General features: G+C 57.5%; 4 protein-coding genes. 2 read left to right on the top strand and 2 right to left on the bottom strand.

From position 1 onward, the window contains the following. Both ACK5JN_RS18395 and ACK5JN_RS18390 read right to left on the bottom strand, forming a co-directional pair. Window positions 1-316 (bottom strand): VOC family protein (locus ACK5JN_RS18395; RefSeq protein WP_416871469.1); only part of this gene is annotated, 316 nt, incomplete at its 3' end. Then, window positions 310-1218: a LysR family transcriptional regulator gene (locus ACK5JN_RS18390; protein WP_416871468.1), complete on the bottom strand. Its 909-nt coding sequence runs from the start codon at window positions 1216-1218 to the stop codon at window positions 310-312. The genes ACK5JN_RS18395 and ACK5JN_RS18390, both read right to left, overlap by 7 nt. An 87-nt stretch (window positions 1219-1305) precedes the next feature. Between ACK5JN_RS18390 and ACK5JN_RS18385 the strand changes: the two genes are divergently transcribed. Together ACK5JN_RS18385 and ACK5JN_RS18380 are read left to right on the top strand one after the other, a co-directional pair. Next, window positions 1306-2088 carry an NAD(P)H-dependent oxidoreductase gene (locus tag ACK5JN_RS18385; RefSeq protein WP_416871467.1) on the top strand — a complete coding sequence of 261 codons (783 nt, stop codon included), beginning with the start codon at window positions 1306-1308 and terminating at the stop codon, window positions 2086-2088. Window positions 2089-2234: 146 nt separating this feature from the next. Next, the coding region (locus ACK5JN_RS18380) for a TetR family transcriptional regulator (RefSeq protein WP_416871470.1) at window positions 2235-2394 on the top strand (160 nt) is incomplete at its 3' end.

The following is a 2394-nucleotide window of genomic DNA, read 5'->3' as shown; positions in this document are numbered from 1 at the left end:
CGAGGAAGTAATGCGATGCTCCTTCGCTGCGGTTCACCTTCCACACCGCCACGCCGGCCACCTCCAGTCGCGCAGCAAACCCGGCGAAATCGGCCTCGGTAACACTAAACGCGTAGTGGGTGTAGTCGCTCTCTTCCGGTGGGGTCACGCGCCGCTGCGGGTCCAGCGACAGACACAGCCACAGATCGCCACAGGAAAGATAGGCACCGTTGTCCCAGCGGGCGTGCAGTTTCATCCCTAACAGCTGCTGATAAAATACGACGCTCGACGCCAGCTCGCTGACCGCCAGGGTCAGATGATTTAATCCGCTTAACATGACTTATCCTCTAATGACCTCACAATCTGCTGGCGCAGCCAGCGGTGCGCCGGGTCACGGTGCCAGCGCTCGTGCCACAGCATCAGCATATCAAACCCGGCAATTGCCAGCGGTGGTTCGATAACCGTCAGTCCGCTCATACCGCGCAGCAGCCGCTCCGGCAACATAGCAACCAGATCGCTGCTACGCAGCGTTTCCAGCATAAACAGGAAATGTGGCACTGAAAGGACAACCCGCCGCGAATACCCAAGGTTGGCCAGTGCAGTATCGGTTGCGGCGCTGAAACCACCGCCGTCCGGAGAGACAATAACCTGATCCAACTGGCAAAACTGCGCCAGATCCAAAGACGCCTGCAGCGCGGGATGTCCCGATCTGCCCGCCAGCACGTAACGCTCGCTGAACAACAGCCGCTGATGTAGCTCCTGCGGGGCACCGTCACGGGTATGAAAGAACAGATCGACCTCGTCACGCTCCGCCTGCTGGACCAGACGGGAAGGCTGGAGCTCGAAGATCGCCAGTCGGCTTGACGGGGAAGCGCTACGTAGGGTTTTCAGCGCCGGCAGCACAATCGCCGAGGCCATATAGTCCGTAGCCGCAATTCGCCAGGTCTGTGTCGCCGTCAGCGGTTCGAAGATGTCGGCGGGAGCTACCGCCAACTCCAGCGCCAGTAGTGCATCACGTAGCGGCCCGCGTAGCGCATCGGCACGGGCGGTGGGCAGCATCCCACGTGGCCCTGGTAATAGTAGCGGGTCGGCAAAAATTTCCCGCAGGCGCGCCAGCTGGATGCTGACCGACGGCTGCGACAGATTGAGCCGTTGCGCGGCGCGCGTGACGTTATTCTCACTCAGCAACACATCGAGCGTGCGCAGCAGGTTGAGATCCAGACGATGTAAATTAATCACAGCTATACCTGAGATTTAAGTAATTAATTTCCACTATAGCGACCAACCACCTACTCTGCAGCTTTCCATCACTCAGAGGTGATTATCATGAAAGTACTGCTGATTTACGCCCATCCGGAGCCGCGCTCCCTGAACGGTGCGCTCAAAGATTTTGCCGTCCAGCACCTGCAAAATTCCGGTCATGAGGTGCAGGTTTCCGATCTCTACGCCATGCGCTGGAAAGCAGGTTTTGATGCTGACGACAGCACGGCTCCGCCGGTCGGCGAGTTCTGGCGCTCGACGCTCGATTCAAAGCAGGCCTTTGAACAGGGAACCCAAAGCGCGGATATCGTTGCGGAACAAGAGAAGCTGCTGTGGGCGGATACGGTGGTTTTCCAGTTTCCGCTGTGGTGGTTCTCGATGCCGGCAATAATGAAGGGCTGGATTGACCGGGTTTACGCCTATGGTTTTGCCTATGGTGTCGGGGAACACAGCGACCGCCACTGGGGCGACCGTTACGGCGAAGGTACCCTGACCGGTAAACGGGCAATGCTGGTTGTCACTACCGGCGGATGGGAGGAACATTACGCCCCACGGGGAATTAACGGACCGATTAACGATATTCTGTTTCCGATCCAGCACGGAATGCTGTTTTACCCCGGCTTTGAGGTGCTGCCACCACTGGTGTTTTACCGTACGGAAAAAACAGACCAGCAGCGCTTTGCGCAACAGTGCCGAGAGCTGGGACTGCGACTAGATACGCTGGGGGAAGACACGCCCATCCCGTTCCGTCGGCAAAATCACGGCGACTATCTAATCCCATCCCTGGCGCTTCGCCCGGAACTGGCAGCCGGGGAAAGCGGGCTGGCAATCCATTTGAACACGATGTGAATCTTTCATGGTGGTATTCGCGCACAACGAATACCACCAACATGAATAATGTTAATTGTGAGCCTCCACGCAATAACGACAATCCACCTCATGACGCTGGCCCTCATCTTGATCGCTATCAAGAATAATCATACCGTCTGGTCGGTATGATCTCGTCCATGAAAACGGAAGCTCAGCATCGCAAAAAAGATCCCGTCCGCCTGCATCGCCAACTGCTTGAGTCCGCGGCGATGATTGCCGGCAGAGATGGCATTGCCGCACTCTCATTAAACGCCGTCGCGCGTGAAGCCGGGGTCAGCAAAGGTG

The organism is Kluyvera sp. (genome assembly GCF_047971185.1).
Lineage (GTDB): Bacteria > Pseudomonadota > Gammaproteobacteria > Enterobacterales > Enterobacteriaceae > Kluyvera.
Note: the sequence above shows the minus strand (reverse complement) of the source record. Positions and strands in the feature narration are given on the sequence as shown.